At 68.7% G+C, this 20742-nt stretch carries 19 protein-coding genes; 11 read left to right on the forward strand and 8 right to left on the reverse strand.

Annotation, left to right across the window (positions count from 1 at the left end):
• Nucleotide 1 precedes the first annotated feature (1 nt).
• The 9 genes from AB0B89_RS15895 to AB0B89_RS15935 all read left to right on the forward strand — a co-directional run bounded on the left by AB0B89_RS15895 (nucleotide 2) and on the right by AB0B89_RS15935 (nucleotide 13095).
• Nucleotides 2-814 carry an IclR family transcriptional regulator gene (locus AB0B89_RS15895; RefSeq protein WP_358552858.1) on the forward strand — a complete coding sequence of 271 codons (813 nt, stop codon included), beginning with the start codon at nucleotides 2-4 and terminating at the stop codon, nucleotides 812-814.
• A gap of 194 nt (nucleotides 815-1008) precedes the next feature.
• On the forward strand, nucleotides 1009-2031 hold the full coding sequence (locus AB0B89_RS15900) for a glycine betaine/L-proline ABC transporter ATP-binding protein (protein ID WP_358552894.1): 1023 nt from the start codon (nucleotides 1009-1011) through the stop codon (nucleotides 2029-2031).
• A gap of 85 nt (nucleotides 2032-2116) precedes the next feature.
• A complete protein-coding gene (locus AB0B89_RS15905) occupies nucleotides 2117-4096 on the forward strand; it encodes an ABC transporter permease subunit (protein WP_358552860.1) in 1980 nt (659 codons plus the stop codon).
• Between the two features lie 72 nt (nucleotides 4097-4168).
• A complete protein-coding gene (locus AB0B89_RS15910) occupies nucleotides 4169-5161 on the forward strand; it encodes an ABC transporter substrate-binding protein (protein ID WP_358552862.1) in 993 nt (330 codons plus the stop codon).
• A 189-nt stretch (nucleotides 5162-5350) separates the two neighbouring features.
• Complete coding sequence (locus AB0B89_RS15915; protein WP_358552864.1) at nucleotides 5351-7768, forward strand: FAD-dependent oxidoreductase; 2418 nt, start codon at nucleotides 5351-5353, stop codon at nucleotides 7766-7768.
• Between the two features lie 17 nt (nucleotides 7769-7785).
• Nucleotides 7786-8988, forward strand: a complete 1203-nt coding sequence (locus AB0B89_RS15920; protein WP_358552866.1) for a sarcosine oxidase subunit beta family protein — start codon at nucleotides 7786-7788, stop codon at nucleotides 8986-8988.
• Between the two features lie 13 nt (nucleotides 8989-9001).
• Nucleotides 9002-9250 carry a sarcosine oxidase subunit delta gene (locus AB0B89_RS15925; protein WP_358552868.1) on the forward strand — a complete coding sequence of 83 codons (249 nt, stop codon included), beginning with the start codon at nucleotides 9002-9004 and terminating at the stop codon, nucleotides 9248-9250.
• Between the two features lie 85 nt (nucleotides 9251-9335).
• Nucleotides 9336-12254 carry a 2Fe-2S iron-sulfur cluster-binding protein gene (locus tag AB0B89_RS15930; RefSeq protein ID WP_358552870.1) on the forward strand — a complete coding sequence of 973 codons (2919 nt, stop codon included), beginning with the start codon at nucleotides 9336-9338 and terminating at the stop codon, nucleotides 12252-12254.
• A 427-nt stretch (nucleotides 12255-12681) separates the two neighbouring features.
• The gene (locus tag AB0B89_RS15935) at nucleotides 12682-13095 is read left to right on the forward strand and encodes a sarcosine oxidase subunit gamma family protein (RefSeq protein WP_358552872.1); all 414 of its coding nucleotides are present in this window, start codon (nucleotides 12682-12684) and stop codon (nucleotides 13093-13095) included.
• Here the strand turns inward: AB0B89_RS15935 and AB0B89_RS15940 are convergent.
• From AB0B89_RS15940 to AB0B89_RS15950, 3 genes are all read right to left on the reverse strand, one after another.
• Nucleotides 13089-13676: a hypothetical protein gene (locus AB0B89_RS15940; RefSeq protein WP_358552874.1), complete on the reverse strand. Its 588-nt coding sequence runs from the start codon at nucleotides 13674-13676 to the stop codon at nucleotides 13089-13091. The two genes, AB0B89_RS15935 and AB0B89_RS15940, sit on opposite strands and share 7 nt — an antisense overlap.
• Nucleotides 13677-13822: 146 nt before the next feature.
• Nucleotides 13823-14197, reverse strand: a complete 375-nt coding sequence (locus tag AB0B89_RS15945; RefSeq protein ID WP_358552876.1) for an MmcQ/YjbR family DNA-binding protein — start codon at nucleotides 14195-14197, stop codon at nucleotides 13823-13825.
• 49 nt (nucleotides 14198-14246) lie between these two features.
• On the reverse strand, nucleotides 14247-14870 hold the full coding sequence (locus AB0B89_RS15950; RefSeq protein ID WP_358552878.1) for a hypothetical protein: 624 nt from the start codon (nucleotides 14868-14870) through the stop codon (nucleotides 14247-14249).
• 284 nt (nucleotides 14871-15154) lie between these two features.
• Between AB0B89_RS15950 and AB0B89_RS15955 the strand changes: the two genes are divergently transcribed.
• Nucleotides 15155-15445 (forward strand): hypothetical protein, encoded by a 291-nt coding sequence (locus AB0B89_RS15955; RefSeq protein ID WP_358552880.1) that lies wholly within the window; start codon nucleotides 15155-15157, stop codon nucleotides 15443-15445.
• A gap of 246 nt (nucleotides 15446-15691) precedes the next feature.
• Here AB0B89_RS15955 and AB0B89_RS15960 read toward each other — a convergent pair whose 3' ends face one another.
• The 4 genes from AB0B89_RS15960 to AB0B89_RS15975 form a co-directional block, all read right to left on the reverse strand.
• Nucleotides 15692-16405 carry an alpha/beta fold hydrolase gene (locus AB0B89_RS15960; protein ID WP_358552882.1) on the reverse strand — a complete coding sequence of 238 codons (714 nt, stop codon included), beginning with the start codon at nucleotides 16403-16405 and terminating at the stop codon, nucleotides 15692-15694.
• A 185-nt stretch (nucleotides 16406-16590) separates the two neighbouring features.
• Nucleotides 16591-17397 carry a permease-like cell division protein FtsX gene (locus AB0B89_RS15965; protein WP_358552884.1) on the reverse strand — a complete coding sequence of 269 codons (807 nt, stop codon included), beginning with the start codon at nucleotides 17395-17397 and terminating at the stop codon, nucleotides 16591-16593.
• A 54-nt stretch (nucleotides 17398-17451) separates the two neighbouring features.
• Entirely contained in the window at nucleotides 17452-17991 is a 540-nt protein-coding gene (locus AB0B89_RS15970; protein WP_358552886.1) for a hypothetical protein, read from the reverse strand.
• A 210-nt stretch (nucleotides 17992-18201) separates the two neighbouring features.
• Nucleotides 18202-18468, reverse strand: a complete 267-nt coding sequence (locus AB0B89_RS15975) for a hypothetical protein (protein WP_358552888.1) — start codon at nucleotides 18466-18468, stop codon at nucleotides 18202-18204.
• A gap of 321 nt (nucleotides 18469-18789) precedes the next feature.
• Between AB0B89_RS15975 and AB0B89_RS15980 the strand changes: the two genes are divergently transcribed.
• Nucleotides 18790-19320 carry an RICIN domain-containing protein gene (locus AB0B89_RS15980; RefSeq protein ID WP_358552890.1) on the forward strand — a complete coding sequence of 177 codons (531 nt, stop codon included), beginning with the start codon at nucleotides 18790-18792 and terminating at the stop codon, nucleotides 19318-19320.
• A gap of 494 nt (nucleotides 19321-19814) precedes the next feature.
• Here AB0B89_RS15980 and AB0B89_RS15985 read toward each other — a convergent pair whose 3' ends face one another.
• Entirely contained in the window at nucleotides 19815-20153 is a 339-nt protein-coding gene (locus AB0B89_RS15985; RefSeq protein ID WP_358552892.1) for an Imm8 family immunity protein, read from the reverse strand.
• Nucleotides 20154-20742: the final 589 nt, after the last annotated feature.

Below are 20742 nucleotides of genomic sequence, written 5' to 3' on the forward strand. Positions count from 1 at the left end.
CATGGGCAACGACGAACGCGACAGCGCCGGCGTGCAGTCCGTCGACCGCGCGCTGTCGGTTCTGAAGCTGCTGGCCCGCCACGGGGAGCTCGGTGTCAGCGAGCTCGCGGCCGAGCTCGGCGTGCACCGTTCCACGGCCTTCCGGCTCCTCGCCACCCTGGAGAACCACGACCTGGTCCACCAGAACGACGAGCGCGGGCGCTACCGGCTCGGCGTCGGCGTCCTGCGGCTCGCGGGCGCGACCACCGCGCGGCTCGACGTCGTGCGGGAGGGGCGCCCGGTCGGCACCCGGCTCGCGGCGGAGGTGGGCGAGACCGTCAACATCGCCATCCTCGACCGCGACGAGGCGCTCTACCTCGACCAGATGACCGGCACGTCGGCGTTGCAGGCGCACAACTGGACGGGCCGGCGCATCGCGCTGCACGCCACCTCCAACGGCAAGGTGCTGCTCGCCCACGCCCCCGATGGGCGGTTCGAGGAGGTCACGGCCGTGGCGCTCCCGCGGTTCACCGAGCGCACCCTCACCGACGTCGCCCACCTGCGCGAGGAGCTCGACGCGGTGCGCGAACGCGGCTTCGCGACGGCCGTCGACGAGCTGGAGCTCGGCCTGACCGCCGTCGCCGCCCCGGTGTTCGGAGCCGACGGGGCGGTCGTCGCCTCGCTCAGCGCCTCTGGGCCCACGTTCCGGCTGCCCGCCGAGCGGCTCCCGTCCGTCGCCGCCCAGGTGGTGGCCGCCGCCACCGAGATCTCTTCACGTCTGGGGTGGTACGGCCGTGCGGGTTTCGGCCACCAAGGGAAACGCGGCAAGCCTTGACGGGGCTGACGCCAGGGTTGATTCTGTTCCTCGTTGAGCATTCCGGTGCGTGATACGCAACCAGAAGGCAAATGAGAGGTCCGTGGCAGATCTCTGTCGCGGTGGCAGCTGGAGGGCGTGACCGGCCTCCACCCCCCTCGAACCGCGAGGTGACCATGACCGCGACGTCGCCGGCCGAACTCTCGCAGCCCTCCATGGACCAGGAGCCGGTGATCCTCGATGTGCGCGGCCTGTGGAAGGTCTTCGGCCCCCGGGCCGGCCGGGTGGCGGGCACGCCGCTCGCGGAGCTCTCCCGTGCCGAGCTGAAGGAGCGCACGGGCTGCGTGGCGGCGGTGCGCGACGCCTCCTTCGCCGTACGGCGCGGCGAGGTCTTCGTCGTCATGGGATTGTCGGGCTCGGGTAAGTCGACGCTCGTCCGCTGCCTGACCCGGCTGGTCGAGCCCAGCGCCGGTGAGGTGCTGCTGGACGGCGCCGACATCCGCAAGGCCGGGGACAAGGAGCTGCGCGAACTGCGCCGGCACCGGTTCGCGATGGTCTTCCAGCACTTCGGCCTGCTGCCGCACCGGCGCGTGCTGGACAACATCTCCTATGGCCTTGAGATCCAGGGCATGAAGAAGGGCCCCCGCCACCGGCGGGCGAGCGAGATGCTCGACCTCGTCGGGCTGGCCGGATACGGCGACTCCTATCCCGACCAGCTCTCGGGCGGCATGCGGCAGCGGGTGGGCCTCGCCCGCGCCCTGGCGGTCGACCCCGAGGTGCTGTTCTTCGACGAGCCGTTCTCGGCCCTCGACCCGCTGATCCGCCGCGACATGCAGAACGAGGTCATCCGCCTGCACCGCGAGGTCGGCAAGACGATGATCTTCATCACGCACGACCTGAGCGAGGCGCTCAAGCTCGGTGACCGCATCCTGGTCATGCGCGACGGCGAGATCGTCCAGACCGGGACGCCCGACGAGGTGGTGGGCGCCCCCGCCGACGACTACGTGCGGGACTTCGTGAGCGAGGTGTCCCGCTCGCACGTGCTGACCCTCAAGTGGATCATGAGGCCGCCCGGCGACGGTGAGGCGCTGGACGGCCCGGAGCTGGGTCCCGGCGTCGTCATCAGGGACGCCGTCCACACCATCCTGCGCGCCGACCGCCCGGTGCGGGTGGTGTCGGCCGGAAAACTGCTCGGCGTCGTCGGAAGCGCCGAGATCCTTGAGGTGATCGCCGAGTGAGCGCGCCCGTCGAGAGCCCGCGAGGACGTCGCGGGGTGAGCGCACCCGTGGACGGCCCCCGAGCACGTCAAGGGGTGTACGCCAGGTGACGGCGACGGCGACGGCGCGCAGGCCGGTGTGGTCACGCCCGTACCTGCTGGTGGGGATCCTCGCCGCCTGGATCCTGCTGTGGGCGTTCTTCCGGGGGCAGGCCACCCTGCCGCTCGGTGGCGCCGAGCTGACCCCCCTGCACGAACGGATCAGCCGGGCCGCGAACGCCATCGACGACAGCCGGAACGAGAACCCGTTCTTCCTGTACTTCGTCAACTACATCAGGCTCTTCATCAACGAGTTCGTGAGGTTCATCCAGGCGCTGATCAGCCGGCCGTCCTTCGGCCGCCCGGTGCCGGTGGCCGGGTGGCTCGGCGTCGTCGGCGTCGCCACGGCGGTCGCGTGGCTGTACGGGAACCTCAGGGTCGCGCTGCTGACCGTGGCCGGCTTCGTCTCCTTCGGGCTGCTCGGCCTGTGGGAGGAGAGCATGGACACCCTGGCGCTCACGCTGGCCGCCGTCGTGCTTTCGCTCGCCATCGGGATCCCGCTGGGGGTCTGGGCGGGGCTGAACGACCGGTTCAACCGGTTCGTCAATCCGGTGCTCGACTTCATGCAGACGATGCCGACGTTCGTGTACCTCGCGCCGCTCACGCTGTTCTTCCTCATCGGACCGGCCAGCGCCACCGTGGCGACGATGATCTACGCGATCCCGCCCGCGATCCGCATCACCGCGCACGCGATCAGAGAGGTGCCCGCGACCACCGTGGAGGCGGGCACGTCGCTGGGGTCGACCCCGTGGCAGCTCCTCGGCAAGGTGCGGCTCCCGCTGGCCAAGCGGACCATCGTCGTCGGCGTCAACCAGACCATCATGGCCGCGCTCTCCATGGCCACGATCGCCGCGCTGATCGACGCGCCGGGACTCGGCAAGACCGTGCTCAAGGCGCTGGAGACGCTGGACGTCGGCACGTCGTTCAACGCCGGCCTCGCCATCGTGATCATGGCGATCGTGCTCGACCGGGTGACGTCGGCGGCCGGCCGCCGCGTCGAGGCCGCCCACCGCGCGGGCCGGGCACGCAGGCCGCTCTGGCGCCGCGTCCAGGTGGCCGTGGTGACGGCCGTCACCGCCGTGCTGGTCTACCTGTCGCACGTCTACGTATGGGCCGCGGAGTTCCCCGGCGAGGCGGACGCCGGCTCGTACGTCCGCAGGGCCGCCGACGCGGCGAGCCAGTGGGCGCAGGCCAACCTGTATCCCTACACCAACGGCTTCAAGAACCTCGTGACGTACGGCCTGCTCAACCCGTTCGAGGCGGTGCTGGCCGGGTCGCCGTGGTGGCTGGTGCTGCTCGTGGTGACCGTGACCGCGCTGGTCCTCGCCACCGTACGGGTCGCGGTGGTGTGCGCCGCGTGCCTCGCCCTGCTGGTGGCGCTCGGGCTGTGGCAGGACAGCATGGTGACGCTGGCCGCGACGCTCGTGGCCGCCGTGCTGGTGATGGCGCTGGGCATCGCGGCCGGGGTCTGGATGGGACGCGACGACCGCGCCGACCGGGTGATACGCCCGGTGCTGGACGCCGGCCAGACCATGCCCGCGTTCGTGTACCTCGTACCGATCCTCGGCCTGTTCGGCGCCACCCGGTTCACGGCGATCATCGCGGCCGTCTTCTACGCCGCGCCCGTGGCGACCAAACTCGTCGCCGACGGGATCAGGGGCGTCTCCGCGAGCGCGGTGGAGGCCGCCACGGCCGCGGGGTCGAGCACGTGGCAGATCATCTCCAAGGTGCAGGTGCCGATGGCGCGCAGCGCCGTCACCCTCGCCGCGAGCCAGGGGCTCTGCTACGTGCTCGCCATGGTGGTGGTGGGCGGCCTGGTGGGCGCGGGGGCGCTCGGCTACGACGTGGTGTCGGGATTCTCCCAGCTCCAGTTGCGCGGCAAGGGTCTGGCGGCGGGCCTCGCGATCGTCGTGCTCGGCACCATGCTGGCCGCGATCACCAAGGCCGCGGCCCGGCGCGCCGACGCCGCCGCCCACGGGAGGCACTAGCGGAAGTTCGGAAGGGCCCGTCACGGGCGGACATCGGCCGTCGCAGGCGGCTTTCGACACAGGAGGACCCTGGTGAAAGTGGTGAGAGTTTCGAGGATCGCACGGCCGCGGGCGGTGGTGCTCGTGGCGGCCGCCGGCCTCCTCGTCTCCGCGTGCGGTGGCGCGAAGGTGGGAGAGACCCCGTCCGCCTCGGGGACGGCGCCGGCGGCGAAGGCGTGCGGAGCCGTGAACATCGCGATCAACCCCTGGGTCGGGTACGAGGCCAACGCGGCGGTGATCGCGTACGTGGCCGAGAAGGAGCTCGGCTGCCAGGTCACGAAGAAGGACCTCAAGGAGGAGGTCGCCTGGCAGGGCTTCGCGACCGGCGAGGTCGACGCGGTCGTGGAGAACTGGGGCCACGACGACCTGAAGAAGAAGTACATCGAGGACCAGAAGGTCGCGGTCGACGCCGGCCCGACCGGGAACAAGGGCGTCATCGGCTGGTACGTGCCGCCGTGGATGGCCGAGAAGTACCCCGACATCACCGACTGGAAGAACCTCGACAAGTACGCCGACCTGTTCAGGACCTCCGAGTCCGGCGGCAAGGGGCAACTGCTCGACGGCGATCCCTCCTTCGTCACCAACGACGCGGCCCTGGTCAAGAACCTCGACCTGAACTACAAGGTCGTCTACGCCGGCAGCGAGGCGGCGCTGATCACCGGGTTCCGGCAGGCGGAGGCCCAGAAGAAGCCGATGATCGGGTACTTCTACGAGCCGCAGTGGTTCCTGTCGGAGGTCAAGCTGGTCAAGGTCGACCTGCCCGGGTACACCGACGGGTGCGACGCCGACGCCGCGAAGGTCGCCTGCGACTACCCGCCGTACGAGCTGGACAAGATAGTGAGCAAGAGGTTCGCGGATGCGGGCGGCCCGGCGTACCAGCTCGTCAAGAACTTCACCTGGACCAACGACGACCAGAACCTCGTGGCGAAGTACATCTCCGAGGACAAGATGTCGCCCGAGGACGCCGCCGAGAAGTGGGTCACCGACAACCCCGGCAAGGTGAAGGCCTGGCTCCCCACAAGCTGACCCTCTCCCGTCGCGCCGGTCTGCGCTGTCCGGTCTGCGCTGTCCGTTCTGTGCCGTTTCGTTGACGCCGCGCCCGTACCGTCCCCGGTGGGCGCGGCGTTCGCGTCCCGGTCTTGACACCCCTTTCGTGGCGGGTCACGCTTGTTGCGGCAAGCGCACCACGGTTCATCATGCGCAACGGAGGTGGCTATGGCGGGCCCCCGGGTCGTCGTCATCGGAGCGGGTGTGGTGGGCGCGGCGCTCGCCGAGGAGCTCTCGGCCAAAGGCTGGGACGACATCACCGTGGTGGACCAGGGCGAGCTCCCCACGCCCGGCGGTTCGTCCACGCACGCGCCGGGCCTGGTCTTCCAGACGAACCCGTCCAAGACCATGACCGAGATGGCGCGCTACACCGTCGAGAAGCTCATGCGGCTCGGATGCTTCCTGCGGGTCGGCGGCCTTGAGGTGGCCACGACGCCCGAGCGGTTCGCCGAGCTGCGCAGGCGGCATGGCTGGGCGACGGCGTGGGGCGTCGAGGCGCACCTCCTCACCACCGAGGAATGCGTGGAGCGCCATTCGCTCCTCGACCCCGGCCGCGTCCTCGGCGGCCTGTACGTCCCCACCGACGGCATCGCCAAGGCCGTACGTGCCGTCGAGGCGCAGCTCCGGCTCGCGCGTGACCGGGGCGTGCGCGTCCTGGACCGGCACGAGGTGCTGGACATCCGCGTCGAGGACGACCAGGTCACCGCCGTGGTCACCGACAAGGGCGAGATCCCCGCCGACGTCGTCGTCTGCTGCGCGGGCATCTGGGGGCCGAAGGTCGCCGGCATGGTCGGCATGGCGCTCCCGCTGACCCCGCTCGCCCACCAGCTCGCCTGGACCGGCCCGGTCCCCGCGCTGAGCGGGCAGACCGAGGAGGCGACGCGCCCGATCCTGCGGCACCAGGACGCCGACCTGTACTACAGGGAGCGGCACGACCGGCTGGCCGTGGGCTACTACGGCCACCGCCCCATGCCGGTGAGGCCCGAGGCGATCGTCTCGGTGGAGGAAGCCGAGGTGATGCCGTCGGTGACCCCGTTCACCCCCGGCGACTTCACCGACGCGTGGAACGAGACCCGGTCGCTGCTGCCCGCGACCGAGGACGCCAAGGTCGAGGAGGGCATCAACGGGCTCTTCTCCTTCACCACCGACAACATGCCCCTGATCGGGCAGTCGCCGGAGGTCAAGGGGTTCTGGGTGGCCGAGGCCGTGTGGGTGACCCACTCGGCGGGCGTGGCCAGGGCGACGGCCGAGTGGCTGGTCGACGGGCACTGCTCGTCGTTCGACCTGCACGAGTGCGACGTGAACCGTTTCGAGCCGCACCAGCTCGCCCCGGAGTACGTCCTGACGCGCGACTGCCAGAACTTCGTCGAGGTCTACGACATCATCCACCCGCTCCAGCCGCCGGAGAACCTCCGCCCGCTGCGCGTGAGCCCCTTCCACCCGCGCCAGCAGGAGCTCGGCGCGTTCCCCCTGGAGGCCTCCGGATGGGAGCGCCCCCAGTGGTACGAAGCCAACGCCGGGCTGGCCGAGGGCCGCGACATCCCCGTGCCCGGCGACTGGGCGGCGCGTTACTGGTCGCCCATCGTCGGCGCGGAGGCGCAGGCGTCGCGCGAGGGCGTCGCCCTGTACGACATGACCGCGCTGAAGCGGCTGGAGGTCAGCGGGCCGGGCGCGGCGGCGTTCCTCTCCCGCGTCTCCACCGGCGACGCGGGCAAGTCCATCGGTTCGGTGACGTACTGCCTGCTGCTGGACGAGGACGGCGGCATCCGCAGCGACGTCACCATCGCCCGGCTGGGCCGCGAGCTGTTCCAGGTCGGGGCCAACGGCAACCTGGACCTCGACTGGCTGAACCGGCACCGGCCCCCTGACGTGTCCATCAGGGACATCACGCCCGGCACGTGCTGCGTCGGCGTCTGGGGCCCGCGCGCCCGTGACCTGGTCGCCCCGCTCACCGAGGACGACTTCTCCGCCGAGGGGTTCCGCTACTTCCGCGCCAAGCGGGCGTACATCGGCTCTGTGCCGGTGACGGCCCTGCGCCTGTCGTACATCGGCGAGCTGGGCTGGGAGCTCTACACGACCGCCGACCTGGGCCTCAAGCTGTGGGACACGCTGTGGGAGGCCGGGCAGGCGCACGGCGTCGTCGCGGGAGGGCGCGGCGCGTTCAACAGCCTGCGTCTGGAGAAGGGCTACCGCTCCTTCGGCACCGACATGACCTACGAGCACGACCCGTACGAGGCGGGGCTGGGTTTCGCCGTGAAGACCGGCAAGGGCGACTTCATCGGCAGGGCCGCGCTGGAGGAGCGCCGGGCGTCGGTGAACCGCCGCCTGACCTGTCTCACGATCGACGACCCCGCGAGCGTGGTGATGGGCAAGGAGCCCGTCTACGACGGCGACGCCTGCGTCGGATACGTCACCAGTGCCGCGTACGGTTACACGATCGGCAAGGGCATCGCCTACGCCTGGCTGCCGGCAGGGCTGTCGACGCCTGGACAGGTGGTCCACATCGGCTACTTCGGCGAGCGCGTCGCCGCCGTCGTGGCCGAGGAGCCGCTGTTCGACCCGGCCATGAAACGGCTGCGCGCATGACAGGGGAGGAGAGGGTCATGGGCGACCGCGACCGGCTCTGGGACAGCCCCGAGCCCGGGAGCTCGTACGACGTCGTGATCGTCGGGGGCGGCGGGCACGGCATCGCCACCGCCTACTACCTGGCGAAGAACCACGGGATCACCAACGTGGCCGTGCTGGAGAAGGGCTGGCTGGCCGGCGGCAACATGGCGCGCAACACGACCATCATCCGGTCGAACTACCTGTGGGACGAGAGCGCGGGCATCTACGAGCACGCGCTGAAGCTCTGGGAAGGGCTGGAGGAGGACCTCGGCTACGACGTCCTGTTCAGTCAGCGCGGTGTGCTGAACCTCGCCCACAGCCTCCAGGACGTGCGTGACGGCGTGCGCCGCGTGAACGCCAACCGGCTGAACGGTATCGACGCCGAATGGCTCGATCCGGCGCGGGTCAAGGAGGCCTGCCCGATCGTCGACATCGGGCAGGACACGCGGTACCCGGTGCTCGGCGCGACCTACCAGCCCCGGGCCGGGATCGCCAAGCACGACTACGTCGCCTGGGGGTACGCCAGGGCCGCCTCCGCGATGGGCGTCCACTTCATCGAGCACTGCGAGGTCACCGGAATCGAGGTCGTGGACGGCCGCGTACGAGCCGTCGACACCACACGCGGACGCATCGCGGCCGGCCGTGTGGCGATGTCGGCCGCCGGCCACTCGTCGGTCGTGGCGGGGATGGCCGGTCTGCGGCTGCCGGTGCAGAGCCACCCGCTCCAGGCGCTGGTCTCCGAGCTGCTCGAACCCGTCCACCCGACCGTCGTCATGTCGAACGCGGTACACGTCTACGTCAGCCAGGCGCACAAGGGCGAGCTGGTCATGGGAGCGGGCATCGACACCTACAACTCCTACCGCCAGAGAGGGGCCTTCCACATCATCGAGCGGCAGATGGCGGCGGCGCTGGAGCTGTTCCCGATCTTCGCCCGCGCGCACGTCCTGCGTACCTGGGGCGGGGTGGTCGACGTCACGCCGGACGCCTCGCCGATCGTCGGGCTCACCCCGGTCGACGGCCTGTACGTCAACTGCGGCTGGGGCACGGGCGGTTTCAAGGCCACCCCCGGCGTCGGCTGGTGCTACGCGCACACGATCGCCAACGACGAGCCGCACCCGCTCAACGCGCCCTTCACCCTCGAACGATTCACCACGGGCGCGCTCGTCGACGAGCACGGCGCCGCCGCCGTGGCCCACTGAAGGAGTCCGGCCGATGCTGTTGATCCCCTGTCCGTGGTGCGGGCCGCGCGACGAGGCCGAGTTCCGGTACGGCGGGCAGGCGCACGTCGCCTACCCCCGGGACCCGGGCGCCCTCACCGACGAGGAATGGGCGCGCTACCTGTTCTTCCGCGACAACCCCAAGGGGCTGTTCGACGAACGGTGGAACCACGCGGCCGGCTGCCGCCGCTGGTTCACCCTCACCAGGGACACCGCGACCAACGAGATCGGGGGTCCGCGATGACGCCCCCGCCGGGCCGGTCACGAGGGCATCGGGGGTTCGTGATGACCCGCCGCCGGGCCGGTCACCAGGGCATCGGGGGTTCGCGATGACCCGCCGCCGGGCCGGTCACGAGGGCGAGGTGCTGCGGTTCACCTTCGACGGCAGGCCGTACGAGGGATACCGGGGCGACACGCTGGCCGCCGCCCTGCTCGCCAACGGGGTAAGGAAGATCGGGACCAGCGTCACGCTCGGCCGCCCGCGCGGGATCTTCGGCGCGTGGACCGAGGAACCGAACGCCGTGGTCCAGATCGAGCGGCCCTTCTCCGAGCCCATGGTGCAGGCCACCACGATCCCGCTCTACGAGGGCCTGGCCGCCACCGGCCTGGCCGGACGGGGAAGGCTGTCCCCGGAGCCCGACCCTGCGCGCTACGACGCCACGCACGCGCACTGCGACGTCCTGGTGGTGGGAGCGGGCCCCGCCGGGCTGACGGCGGCGCTGGCCGCCGCCCGTACCGGGGCCCGGGTGATCCTCGCCGACGACCGCTTCCAGCCCGGAGGCAGCCTGCCGGACACCGGGGAGACGGTGGACGGCAGGCCAGGCTCCGAATGGGCCCTCGACGTGGCCGCCGAGCTCGTGACCCTGCCTGACGTGCGCGTCCTTTCCCGTACGAGCGTGATCGGATACTACGACCACAACTATCTGGTCGCCGTGGAGCGCCGGGGCGAGGACGCGGTGACGCGGGAACGGGTCTGGCGGATCCGCGCCCGCAGGGTCGTCCTGGCGACGGGGGCGCACGAGCGGCCGATCGCCTTCAGCGGCAACGACCTGCCGGGCGTCATGCTGGCCTCTGCCGCGCGGGCGTACGTGAACCGGTACGGCGTGCTGCCGGGGCGCCGGGCGGTGGTCTTCACCACGGGCGACAGCGCGTACGACGCGGCCCGCGACCTCGCGGACGCGGGTGTGGAGATCGCGGAGATCGCCGACGCCCGGGAGGGCCGCCTCGTCACCGGCGTCATCGGCGGCGCGGACGACGAGGGGGTGCGGGCGGTCGTGATCGGGGGGCATGAGGTCGAAGCCGACCTGCTGCTCGTGTCCGGCGGCTGGAACCCGGTCGTCCACCTGTTCAGCCAGTCCGGCGGCGAACTCCGCTACGACGAGGCGCTGGCGGCGTTCGTCCCGGCCGGCCCGTACGCGCAGGCTGTGGAGGTGGCCGGTTCGGCGCGGGGGGTGTTCACGCTCGCCGGATGCCTCACCGACGGCGAGGCGGCCGGTTCCGGCTTCGCGCTGCCCTCGCACCCGCTTTCGGGGGAATCTGGCTCCTCGCCGCCGTCGCACCCGCTTCCGGACGTACGGGCGGAGCAGCTGTGGCTGGTTCCCGCCGAGGACTACTCTTCGCACTTCGTCGACCTGCAACGGGACGTCACCGTGGCCGACCTCCAGCGGGCCACCGAGGTGGGGCTACGCTCGGCCGAGCACGTCAAGCGGTACACGACCGCCGGCACGGCACACGACCAAGGCAAGACCTCCGGCACGCTGACCAGCGCGGTCATCGCCGGGATACTCGGGGTAGGCGTCGCGGAACTGGGCACGACCACGTTCCGCGCACCGTACGTCCCCGTCTCCTTCGCGACCCTCGCGGGACGCGACCGGGGCCCCCTGCACGACCCCGTACGGGTCACCGCGATGCACGACTGGCATGTGTCCCACGGCGCCCTCTTCGAGAATGTCGGACAGTGGAAACGGCCGTGGTACTACCCCCGGCCCGGCGAGGACATGACGGCCGCGGTGCTGCGCGAGTGCCGGGCCGTACGGCAGGCCACGGGGGCCATGGACGCGTCCACCCTTGGGAAGATCGACGTCCAGGGTCCCGGCTCGGCCGAACTGCTCGACCGGCTCTACACGAACATGATGAGCACGCTGAAGGTGGGCGCGATCCGGTACGGCGTGATGTGCAGGCCCGACGGCATGGTCTTCGACGACGGCACCGTCATCCGCCTCGCCCTCGACCGTTTCCTGGTGACCACCACCACGGGCAACGCGGCGGCCGTGCTCGAATGGATGGAGGAATGGCTGCAGACCGAGTGGCCCGATCTGCGGGTCCACTGCACCTCCGTCACCGAGCAGTGGGCGACCGTCGCGCTGGCCGGGCCAGGCTCGCGTGACGTGCTGGCCGGGCTAGCCCCGGACCTGGTGGTGGACACGGAGAGCTTCCCGTTCATGACCTGGCGGGACACCGAGGTGGCGGGCATCGAGGCACGCGTCTGCCGGATCAGCTTCTCCGGCGAACTGGCCTACGAGATCAACGTGAGCTGGTGGTACGGGCAGGCGCTCTGGGAGGCGATCCACGCGACCGGCGCGGTGACTCCGTACGGCACCGAGACCATGCACGTCCTGCGGGCCGAGAAGGGGTATCCCATCGTCGGCCAGGACACCGACGGCACGGTGACGCCCGCGGACCTCGGCATGGACTGGATCGTGTCCAAGAAGAAGCCGGACTTCATCGGCAAACGGTCCTACGCCCGGTCCGGCAATGCCCGCCCCGACCGCCGGCACCTGGTCGGACTGCTCCCCGAGGACCCCAACGCGCTCGTCCCCGAAGGCACCCAACTCGTGGATCCCGCGGTTCTCGTCCCTGAAGGCACCAAGCTTCTGGATCCCAGGGTGATCGTCCCTGAGGGCACCCCACTCGTGGATCCCGGGGTCGCCCCTGAGGGGACCCAGCTTCTGGATCCCAGGGTCGTTTCTGAGGGGGCCCAGCTTCTCGATCCCGGGGCGGGAGTCCCTGAGGGCAGGCGGTTCGTCGCCTTCGTCCGGCTTCCGGCGGCGCCTGTGCCCATGCTCGGCCACGTGACCTCCAGCTACCGCAGCGCGGCGCTGGGCCGTACCTTCGCGCTCGCCCTCGTGAGCGGCGGCAGGGACCGCATCGGCGAACGCCTTTATGCGCCGGTCGGCGACCGGCTGATCCCGGTGACGGTCACCCATCACGTCCTCTACGACCCCGAGGGAGCCCGCCGCGATGGCTGACCCAGCGTCCCCGCCCCCCGGACCCCAGACTCAACCTGACCAGGCTCCATACCCCCGAACGACGATCGAAGAGCATGCGAGCCCGCAAGCCGGATCCCCGGAGGTAACCGTTGATCGTCCGAGCCCGGTGTCCAAGTACGAACGGGCGACCCCACGCGCCGACCCGAGGATGATTGAGCGAGTGGGCCCGTCAGCTGCGTCTGAGGAGACGGTTGAGAGGGTGAGTCCGCAGTCTGGGTCCTCTGGGTCTGGGGGGATGGTTGGGCGAGACGTTTCGCCTTCCGGACCTGGGGAGACCGTTCAGGGGGTGAGCCCGTCGGCCGGGTCTGGGGGGACCGTGATGCCGGTGAGTCCGTTGGGGCGCTTCGCGGGTGTGTCGGACGCTCGGCTCCGTGTGCGGGAGGTCCCGTTTCTGAGGCAGACGAACGTGCGGGTCGACCCTGCCCGGATTCCGCCCTCCTTCGGGCTGCGGTTGCCGGTCGAGCCGGGGACGTGGCTGCGTTCGGGTGTGGCCGACGTGCTGTGGCTCGGCCCCGACGAGTGGCTGGTGATCGGTGATCTCGACATCCCCCGCTCGGAGGACGTGGCCGTAACCGACGTCTCGGCACTGCGGACGACCCTCCTGGTGGCAGGGCCGGGTGCGCGAGACCTGCTGGCGCACGGATGTTCCCTCGACCTGCATCCCTCGGTGGTCGGCCCAGGCCGTTGCGCCCAGACCATGCTGGCGCGCGCGCAGGTCGTCCTGGTCGCCCGCGAGGACGACGAGTTCTGGGTGCTGGTGCGTGCGTCCTTCGCCCGCTACCTCGCCGACTGGCTCACGGACGCGGCCGTCGACTACTGACCCTGCCCCTCGTCCCGCCTCAGCCCCCGTCCCGCTCCTGTCCGCGTCCCCTCCTGTCCGCGTTCCGCCTCAGGCTTGCCGGTCCATGCGGCGAGTACTTCGCGGGCCACCTCGTCCACAGGGCGGCCGTCGTTGTGGACGACCGTGTCCTCCGCGGCCGTACGTTCCACCGATCGCTCGAACTCCGCCACCTCGGCGAGGTGACCGTCGAGAGTGACTCCCCTGTCGCGGGCGCGTAGACGGTCCCTTGCGGTCCGCTCGGACACGGTCAGGCGGACGACCGTGAGCGCGGCGCCCGGAACCGCCAGCCGTACGGCCGCGAGATGTGCGGGTTCGAGCAGCGCCCGCGCCAGGACAAGCCGCCTCACGCCGGAAGCCGCGTAGTTGGCGGCCACCGCCCGCAGGTTGGCGGTGAGCATCTCGTGTACCCCCGCGCCCGTACACCAGCAGAGCCAGTCGAGGTCGATGACCGCATGGGGAGCGTCCCCGAGAAGCTCGCCCACAGCGATGGCCACCGTCGTCTTCCCGGAGCCGAGCCCTCCGGTGAGCAGCAAGACCTCCGTGGCGACGGGGAGCCGCAAGACCTCCGTGGCGACGGGGAGTGGCGAGGCGTCCGTGGGGGCGGGGAGCGGTGAGGCGTTTGTGGTGGCGGGGGGTGGCGAAGCGTCCGTGGCAGGCTCGTAATCTGTCGGGCCGGAGGCGGGGGCCCCGCTCGCGTTGCCCATCGCTAGGGCCGCTGGGTGTCGAGTTCGGCGACGAGCCGTTTGGGGGCCACGATGCGGTAGCTCTCCTCCACCCACTCACAGAGCAGATCGGCGTCCGGCGCATCGTCGGAGAACGGGACCGTGACCCATCCGGCCCTGCCGAGGCCATGCCCGGTCGGAGCCGCGCCGGGGACGTTGAGCGCGTGCCCGTTCGACTCGCGCAGTTTCACCGAGAACTTGGGCTGCCACTTCTCGGTCTCCTCGTCCGGTCCCAGGAAGACGAAGATCTTCTTGTTGACCTTGACGACGCTCTCGCCCCACGGGAACTCCTCATAGGCCCCGGGAAGGCCGAGGGCGTACTCGCGCAGCCGCTCACGAGTCTCGTGCCATTGGCTCATCACCCAATTGTGGTCCCGCGCCCGAGGTCTGACGCCTGGGGGGTCGTCGTCAGGCCTCGGGCGACGCCGTGCGTGCCCGGCCTTCGGCGAAGAAGGCCGGAAGGTCGGGAAGTTCGCTGAGAGGGTAAGCAGCGCCGAACGGCGCGTTCCAGAAGTCACCGCTCCTGGGCTCCCAGGGGCCGACGTAGGCATAGGGCACATCGAGGTAGCCGTCACCCAGCGAGACGCCGTAGTTGACCTTGTCGAGCGTTATGCCCAGGTCGAAATGCTCCGGCCACAGGACCGGCGTGGCCTCAAGAGCCAGCGCGTGCAAGGCCTGGTCGCCGAGGGCCAGGCTCTCCTCCAACTGCTGTGCGGCGGCGGCGTCCACGGTCAGGATGTCGTTCAACGAGGCCCCCGAACCATCGCTGTACAGCTTCTCCGGGGCACCGGCGCCCGAACCGGTCTCGCCGCCCAGATCGTCGATGGATCTGCCGTCCAGCGGCAGGCGCTCGCTTCCCACCACAAGCTCGTGACCCTCGACGCGCAGGTGGGGATCGGTGACCGTCGCGAAGCCTCCGGGCGTGACCCGGAGGCGAATGGTCCCGCTCCGCCGGTACTGCGGCCCTGCCATGATCAACTCTGCGACCGCGTGGAGGGACCTCCGCGTCGCCGTCAGCTCGTTCGCGTTCATACATACAGCGTGATCGAGCGGCATCCGGCTCACCACATCGGGGGTGACGTACACCTCGCTTCCGTCGCCGGTCCCGGCCGGTCACCGGTTGGCCAGTCCTGGCCAACCCGCCACTTTAGCTACACTCTGTAATTGATTGATCACGACACGTTCCCTAGCCTTGGTGCATGGGCGTCCCCCCGAGCCGCTGCCTGGCTCTCGCCGCTTGGAAAGGCGTCTTCCGCCGACGGCCTCCGGTGTTCCCGTCCAGTGTTCTCGTCCGGTGTTCCCGTGGGTGACAGATCATGCCGGTGACACTCGCGGAGCTCAGGGTGAAGTACGGCCGGCACTGGCTGGTCTCCGATGCGGTCGGCGGCGGCTGGTACGCCGTGCGGCGTCACGGCATCTCCCGCGACCTTCTCCAGCGCGGGCTCTGCAACGTGCGATGCGCGGCCACGCTGGAGGGGCTCGCGGCCCGCATGGCGGACGAGACGCAGCTTGAGGAGCGCCTCCTCCGAGGTTGCGAGGCCTCCGGTCGCCTCCCTGACAGCCTCGACGGCCCTGGCCCTCCCGGCTTCCCCCCGGCGCCGTCCTGACTCTCGGGCCACCAGATCAGGAGTTCGTCGACGAGCGGCTTCGATCGGCCAGTGTCGGGGCGATCACGTTGAATTCCTCTGGGGGCACATCCTGGATGAAATTCCGGCTCAGGTGCTCGGCGAGCTCGCTTTCGGCGAGTGGCGCGCGAGTCACGGCACGCCACGAGCAACAACAGTGGGGGGCGGGTGCTCACGCTCTCGGCGACAAGGTCCGCGGCGTCCCCTTCATCTCTGACCTCGGCCGGCTCATTTTCGACCTCGGCCGGTCGGGGCCGCTTCAAGCAGGATCTGTGCCAGCTCGCGCGGCTGGGAGAACATCGGCCAGTGACCGGTGTCCATCTCGACCAGCCGCCAGTGCTCACTGGTCAACAGCTTGGCCACGTAGTCGGTCGGCTCGTCACCGTTGAGCAGGCATTTGATGTACGTCGCCGGAAGCTCGCCGAGCGGCCGTGCCAGCACGGCCGGTTCGGTCAGCGTGGCGCCCGGGTGCGGCGTCGAGGCGCCCACGATCCGTGCGATCTGCTCGCTGGTGAGACCCTGCCCGTCGTAGTCGGTCGCGGTCAGCGGCGCCCAGAAGCCCCCGTGTTCGGCGATCGAGGCCTCCACCATCGCCCGGCCGTCCGGCCACGCGGACACAAAGGACTCGCCGTCGGCCGGAACGTTGGAGTCGACGAAGACCACGCGGGCCAGCCGATCACCGATGCGCTCGGCCGCCTGACCGACCGGAATGCCCGAGTAACTGTGCCCGACCAGGATGACGTCGCGCAGGTCGTGATGTTCGACCTCGTCGACTATGTCCTGAACGTGGGTCTGCTGCCCTGCCTGCACGCCCTGCTTGTCCGCGAGGCCGGACAGCGTCAACGGGTGGGTGCCGTGGCCGGCCGCACGCAGCTCCGCCACCACCTCTTCCCACGCCCACGATCCGAGCCACGCGCCTGCGACCAGTACGAATTCCGCCATGCCGGCAGCCTACCGAAGCGGTCCGACAATCTCAGCGCCGATCCTGCGCGACCTCACACCGAGAAGCCAGGGTTGCCCGTTGCCCGATCTGGTTCGAGCAGAGGGCAAGGCTCCCTAGAGCTTCGGGATCGTGCCTTGAATGGTCGTCGCAAAGACCGGCCTGTGCCTCAATCCCAGCTAGTCCCTCATTCCACTCGCGCCACTCCGGGCAGATGCTTCACCGCGTCCACGAACGATGGGGCGAGTTTCGGGTCGTCAAGCTTGACGTGGTAACTCTCGAAGTAGTTCTCCGACGGGCCGGGCTCGGTATCGTCCTTCTTTTCCTCAGGATGGCGCTCTATCACTTGCGACCACAAGGCATTGAATTGCTTGATCACCCGCAGACCATGCGCTCGATCCGAGAAGTAGATGAGCTTGACGCCCTTCGTCCTCCTCAAAAATGCCTCGATCGCCGCCTTCTCATCGGCCGTGGTCTGGCCTCGCCCCTCACAGGGCTCCCGTTCTCCGACGGCGTCGCAGAGGGTGATATCCACATCAGCCTTGTCCTCCCAGAAGGGGGCAGGCCAGACGTAGGTTACGGAGATTCCCGGAAGTGCTTTGACGACCGAATCGAATGCGGGGGCGTCGCTCCACCGGAGCAGCCTGCCGCTGAAACTCTCCGACATGTCGCTTTCTCTCAGCACGCTCGCCGACCTGAATGAGGCCTTCAGCAGGGCCAGCGCCTCGGATTTGCTCTGGTAGTGGACACCCGTGATCCTCGGCATCTGCCGTAGTGTCCGCTCGATCCCCTGCCTCTGTGCCGGAGTCACGTCCTTGTCTCCGCAGGCGTCCCAGGCGTCACCCTTGCTACACAAGTGCACGGCGAAACTTCCGCCTTCGGGCCAGGGTCCGTCCGGGGCGGCGAGGATCTCCGGGAACCGCTTTGCGTCTGAGGCCGAGGTGCCCAGCAGGAGAACCGTCAACGAGGCAATGGCGAGAAGCACACGAAGCACGGGGCAACTATGTCAGCAGACCCGGTCAAACCACATATAGCTTCCAATGAAACATCAGGCGCGGCAGGATGCGACAAGGTCTCTGGTGGGCCGGCTCGGAAGGTAAGCGAGACCCGATCCGGTCTCCGATCTCCACTCATCCACGCAGATCGGCAGATAGAGGCCGTCCTCCTGCGGCTCGACTTCTCCGTCGACCGACAGGTATTTCATCCACCAGGGCGGGTCGAGAGGCCTCCCATCCCGATAGGCGGCGGCGAGCTCGGCGAAGCTTCCTCGGTGAAGGCGCAGCGTGCTTTCGATGAACGTGGTTCGCCAATCGACTCTCCAGATGACCGCCCCAAGCGCTACTGCGATGATCAGCGCGGTGGCTGCTCGCCCGTACGCCTGGACCGACAGATACGAGATGATCGCAGTGAAGGTCCAGAGGCAGGCCCATGCCCAGCCGAACGCGATGACCAGCCAGTTGAACAACCACATCTGCCTGTAGAGCGGGATCTGCAGGTAGGTGGAGACGACCAGGAAGATCCATCCACAGATCGCCATGAGAGTGGTCCACACGGACCAGCGGGCGGACTTCAGTTGAGACATCGGCACGGGTGGAGTGTCGCGGCCATCCTGCCTGAGCCGCTACAGACCAAGCAGGAGTTTCACGCTTTTTGCATCACCTCTCCACATCCCGCCCAACGACTATGGCAGCCCTGAAGATCAGGCTTCCACGGATGGCGGCCGTCCGTACGACGAACTGCTCTGACCTGGAACGGCCTTGGACCACCCTGAACTGCAACCGGGTTCATCGGAATGAGGTCACTTCCGGGGATCGGAGTAATCCCTACCAGAGGCGCCACTCTGGTTGGTGATCGCGATTGCGATCCCGCCGAGCATCATGCCGATGCCTGAGATAACTAGCAAAGCGGGTCTACTCATGTCGGCCAACGCATAGTGCATGGGGTAGAAGGCTCCTTCATCGGAGTACCAGACAGGCGGTTCGTAAACCATGGCCATCGCTACGCCAATGAGTATGAGCAAGGTCCCCGTACCGACAAATAGGCCAACGAGCAGATTACGTCGCATAGCGCCACATCGTAGGTGATCGTTTCGGGCACTGCCGCTCGTTCTCGAACTGAATCGAATCACCGACGTAACCGAGCGTCTGCCTCGACCACCGCGAAGCGGCAGCGGGCGGGTGACGGGTCAAGCCCGTCTTCGTGTGTACGTCAACCGGTCGCCGTTCCTTGATCACCGGACGTCGGCGGCCATAGACGGGCTTGCCCGTAGGAGCCGTGGCTGGTGGCACACTTCGACGCGCGGAAGTTATATACGCAGTGTAATTGATCAATTGCTGCAAGTCATGGCATGGTGCTTTCGTTCTGATCAACTTCCTGGGAGGCAACCATGCTTGCTCGCCGTCTGCTTGCCGTCGCTGTCATCTCCGCCGCGGTGGGCGCGGTAGTCCCCCTCCCCGCCGGGGCCTCTGCTCACCAGCCTGTGAGGCGCGCCGCCCTCACCGGGCCCCCGGCGTGCATCGACGTCAGCAACAGCCGTGGCAACGGCACCTTGATGTACCTGTGGCAGTGCCAGAGCGACAACACCAACCAGAAGTTCGTCTTCGAGGACGGCCTCATCAAGGTGGAAGACACCATCGGCAAGAGCCAGGTGATGTGTCTGGACGCCTCCAACGGTCGCGCCAACGGCACCCGGGTGTACCAGTGGCAGTGCGTGGGGAACGCCAACCAGCTCTGGGTCATCCAGAGAGGTCTGATCATCCTCAAGTCCACCCTCAACTCAGGTAACCGCATATGCCTGGACGTCACCAATGGTCGCGCCAACGGCACCCAGGTGTACCTGTGGCAGTGCGTGCCCAACACCAACCAGACGTTCGTGATCGACGACGGCCAGATCAAGGTCAAGGACACCCTGTCCTGATCTCTGCCCACGCCTGGCGCCTTCCCGATATACCGCAGACCATCAGCGGCAGCACGACACGCAACCCGGTTCCCGGTGGGCGACCGATGCGGCGGCTCGGATGGTCGGGCGCTGCGGGACGGCTGATGCCGGCGACCGCAACCCCGAACTGCAACCCCGGGCAGGCTTTCGGATCATGGGTCTGGGAGTCTGCCCTGGTCATTAGTGGCGGGCCGCCAGGGACTCGAACCCTGAACCTAGGGATTGAAAGAAGACGATTCGATCAAGTTCGTGCCCTTCAACCTGGAAGTGCAGTATTCGTGGACCTTCGCCGAGTACCGCCGTCGTAGGTCCCCGTGGCTGTACAGCCAAGGCTCCCTTTGACGGCTTGATCGCTTCCCTATCGGGACCATCCTGGCCGTGCTCCAGGGCTCGGAAGCCGGTTCTGACCAGTGCTGAACGGGTGCGGAAGCGCCGTCGCGTGCCCCTGTGCGGTATTCGTTGCACTACGAGGATCAGTCGCTGTAGTCCTCGAACTCCCACTCTCCGATACGCCCGACCTTCTCAACGAGCTCACCCCATGTCGGAGCCTCCAGTACGGCGATCCGATCACTCAGCCACTCGGTCACCTTGTCGGGGTGGAGTTCGGGAACGAAAAGCCAGTGCCGGCCGATGAGAAAGGGATGATGCTGAAGCTTTTCCGCGAGGGCCGACGGAGTGCAGACGATGAGTTGGAACCGTTCCTCACCTGGTTCGCCCTGAGGGCCGACATACATCTCCAGGACTTCGCACGCATGGCTCCTGTCTTCGACGCTCCGCCCAGCCTCAAGATCAACCCAACGGAAGTCGCTCACCCGAGCTCTCATCGCCCAATGATCGCGCAGCGACACCGCGACTCGCGAGCGAATTGTCAGCTTGGAAGTCTCTGCGCGCCATAGCTGCTGACCTGGGAGAACCCTGACCTGCGGGGTGCCGGTCGAGTGCCCGTGTTCCCCCCGGGAGTCCGCTCACGAAGATCACTGCGCGCATATGGCATAGCCTCTCTGACACCTTCCGACCTGTCGACGACGGGTGAAAACTGCGGGCTCAGACCACGATCTACCAGCGCGGGCACGCCCTGTCCGGCCGTTTGGGGCAACAGCGCCGGTCTCAGCAGACAACACTGGGGCCACGACTATGTGAGCGGGTTGCGTGTCTCTCGTCCCAGGAGTCTGCCACAATGTGCTAATTTCCTTGCCTGTCATCTTTCGTCCCTTTGGCCCCGCGTTGTCGCGTATGCCTTGGGCGAAGATGCAAGCAGGGGCTTAAGTCGGGACCTAGGAGCTGTTTGACGTTCGGATCTTGGTGGGGTCCGGTAGCGGGCTGGTCATGGCTGATAGAACTCGGATGTGGCGCGCTTTGATGTGACCGATGCCGAGTGGGCGTTGATCGAGCCGCATTTGC

This window comes from Sphaerisporangium sp. NPDC049002, from assembly GCF_040649355.1.
Lineage (GTDB): Bacteria > Actinomycetota > Actinomycetes > Streptosporangiales > Streptosporangiaceae > Sphaerisporangium.

Excerpts from the sequence above, each read along its gene's own strand:
- AB0B89_RS15895 (WP_358552858.1), top strand. The coding sequence starts at position 2 with ATGGGCAACGACGAACGCGACAGCGCCGGCGTGCAGTCCGTCGACCGC.
- AB0B89_RS15900 (WP_358552894.1), top strand. The coding sequence starts at position 1,009 with ATGGACCAGGAGCCGGTGATCCTCGATGTGCGCGGCCTGTGGAAGGTC.
- AB0B89_RS15915 (WP_358552864.1), top strand. The coding sequence starts at position 5,351 with ATGGCGGGCCCCCGGGTCGTCGTCATCGGAGCGGGTGTGGTGGGCGCG.
- AB0B89_RS15920 (WP_358552866.1), top strand. The coding sequence starts at position 7,786 with ATGGGCGACCGCGACCGGCTCTGGGACAGCCCCGAGCCCGGGAGCTCG.
- AB0B89_RS15925 (WP_358552868.1), top strand. The coding sequence starts at position 9,002 with ATGCTGTTGATCCCCTGTCCGTGGTGCGGGCCGCGCGACGAGGCCGAG.
- AB0B89_RS15930 (WP_358552870.1), top strand. The coding sequence starts at position 9,336 with ATGACCCGCCGCCGGGCCGGTCACGAGGGCGAGGTGCTGCGGTTCACC.
- AB0B89_RS15945 (WP_358552876.1), bottom strand. The coding sequence starts at position 14,197 with ATGAGCCAATGGCACGAGACTCGTGAGCGGCTGCGCGAGTACGCCCTC.
- AB0B89_RS15950 (WP_358552878.1), bottom strand. The coding sequence starts at position 14,870 with ATGAACGCGAACGAGCTGACGGCGACGCGGAGGTCCCTCCACGCGGTC.
- AB0B89_RS15955 (WP_358552880.1), top strand. The coding sequence starts at position 15,155 with ATGCCGGTGACACTCGCGGAGCTCAGGGTGAAGTACGGCCGGCACTGG.
- AB0B89_RS15960 (WP_358552882.1), bottom strand. The coding sequence starts at position 16,405 with ATGGCGGAATTCGTACTGGTCGCAGGCGCGTGGCTCGGATCGTGGGCG.
- AB0B89_RS15975 (WP_358552888.1), bottom strand. The coding sequence starts at position 18,468 with ATGCGACGTAATCTGCTCGTTGGCCTATTTGTCGGTACGGGGACCTTG.
- AB0B89_RS15980 (WP_358552890.1), top strand. The coding sequence starts at position 18,790 with ATGCTTGCTCGCCGTCTGCTTGCCGTCGCTGTCATCTCCGCCGCGGTG.